This is a genomic window from Dickeya zeae NCPPB 2538, assembly GCF_000406165.1.
GTDB classification, from domain to species: domain Bacteria; phylum Pseudomonadota; class Gammaproteobacteria; order Enterobacterales; family Enterobacteriaceae; genus Dickeya; species Dickeya zeae.
Map to the genome: position 1 here is coordinate 3,320,857 of NZ_CM001977.1, position 1,208 is coordinate 3,322,064.

The following is a 1,208-nucleotide window of genomic DNA, read 5'->3' on the forward strand; positions in this document are numbered from 1 at the left end:
ACCCACCAATCTCATACCAGCTGTCTTCTTACGATGAAGTACAGAAGTGGGTGATTAGCTCAGCTGGGAGAGCACCTCCCTTACAAGGAGGGGGTCGGCGGTTCGATCCCGTCATCACCCACCACTTCTGCGGGTCGTTAGCTCAGTCGGTAGAGCAGTTGACTTTTAATCAATTGGTCGCAGGTTCGAATCCTGCACGACCCACCACCGCTAAATGTATCACCTTCCTCGATTGTTCACTCTGACGCTTCATACGCACACGATGTTGTGCAGGTGAGAACCTGCGTTCAGGTTCGAGTCGAGCAAAGCGAGACAACAGCGCAACGCGCTGGCCCGAAGGGCGAGGCCACAGGCCGAGTCATCCTGCACGACCCACCACCGCTAACTGTATCACCTTCCTCAATTATTCACTCTGACGCTTCATACGCACACGATGTTGTGCAGGTGAGAACCTACGTTCAGGTTCGAGTCGAGCAAAGTTATGTGGTTTTACTCCCTGCGTTTCTCCCTGTTTCTTATATCTATCAACATCCTCTGTCTCCCGGCTAAAAATCATCCCCACAAGAACCAACATTCTCCCTTATTTATTCAAAAACGCTCCACCACCCTTTACAGCCCCCGCTGATCATCAGGCAAAATTTTTGATAAGGAGCGTCAAATGTATTGGTTTTTTATTCTGTCACCAAAAGATGACACTAGGTGACGTAATAAAACCTATTCCTAATTAAGGGTAAGACGATGATAGCGAAAGCCAATAAATTTTTTACCGGTTTAACCAACCATCAGGATGGCGGCAAACTGTTGTTGCGTTTGACCGTCGGCATTCTGTTGCTATTCCATGGCGTTGCCAAAATCCAAAACGGCGTCGGTTGGGTCTCAGGAATGCTGGCACAGCATGGCCTGCCGGGCTTTATTGCCTACGGTGCCTATATCGGTGAAGTACTGGCTCCTATCTTGATTATTCTCGGCGTATTGACCCGCTTTTCTGCCGCCGTGGTTGCGTTTAACCTGTTAGTCGCGACGCTGCTGGTCACGCTAGGTAAATTGTTCACCATCACCAATGTGGGTGCATGGGGATTAGAAGGGGAAGCGTTCTATTTCCTGTGCAGCCTGGTCATCATGTTGCTGGGTAGCGGCCGTTACTCCGTAATCGCCAATGAAGACTACCGTTAATTGACTTATTTATCTGAAAAAAACGCCCTGACGGG

General features: G+C 49.4%; 1 protein-coding gene, 2 tRNA genes and 1 other RNA gene. All 4 read left to right on the forward strand.

Annotation, left to right across the window (positions count from 1 at the left end; translation table 11 throughout):
- Nucleotides 1-48: 48 nt before the first annotated feature.
- Nucleotides 49-124: transfer RNA gene (locus DZE2538_RS14555), tRNA-Val, on the forward strand.
- Nucleotides 125-131: 7 nt separating this feature from the next.
- A tRNA-Lys gene (locus tag DZE2538_RS14560) sits at nt 132-207 on the forward strand.
- A 46-nt stretch (nt 208-253) separates the two neighbouring features.
- Nucleotides 254-378, forward strand: a non-coding RNA gene (locus DZE2538_RS20480) — RtT sRNA.
- 360 nt (nt 379-738) lie between these two features.
- Nucleotides 739-1,173, forward strand: coding sequence for a DoxX family protein (locus DZE2538_RS14565; protein ID WP_019845886.1), 435 nt, complete (start codon nt 739-741; stop codon nt 1,171-1,173).
- Nucleotides 1,174-1,208 lie beyond the last annotated feature (35 nt).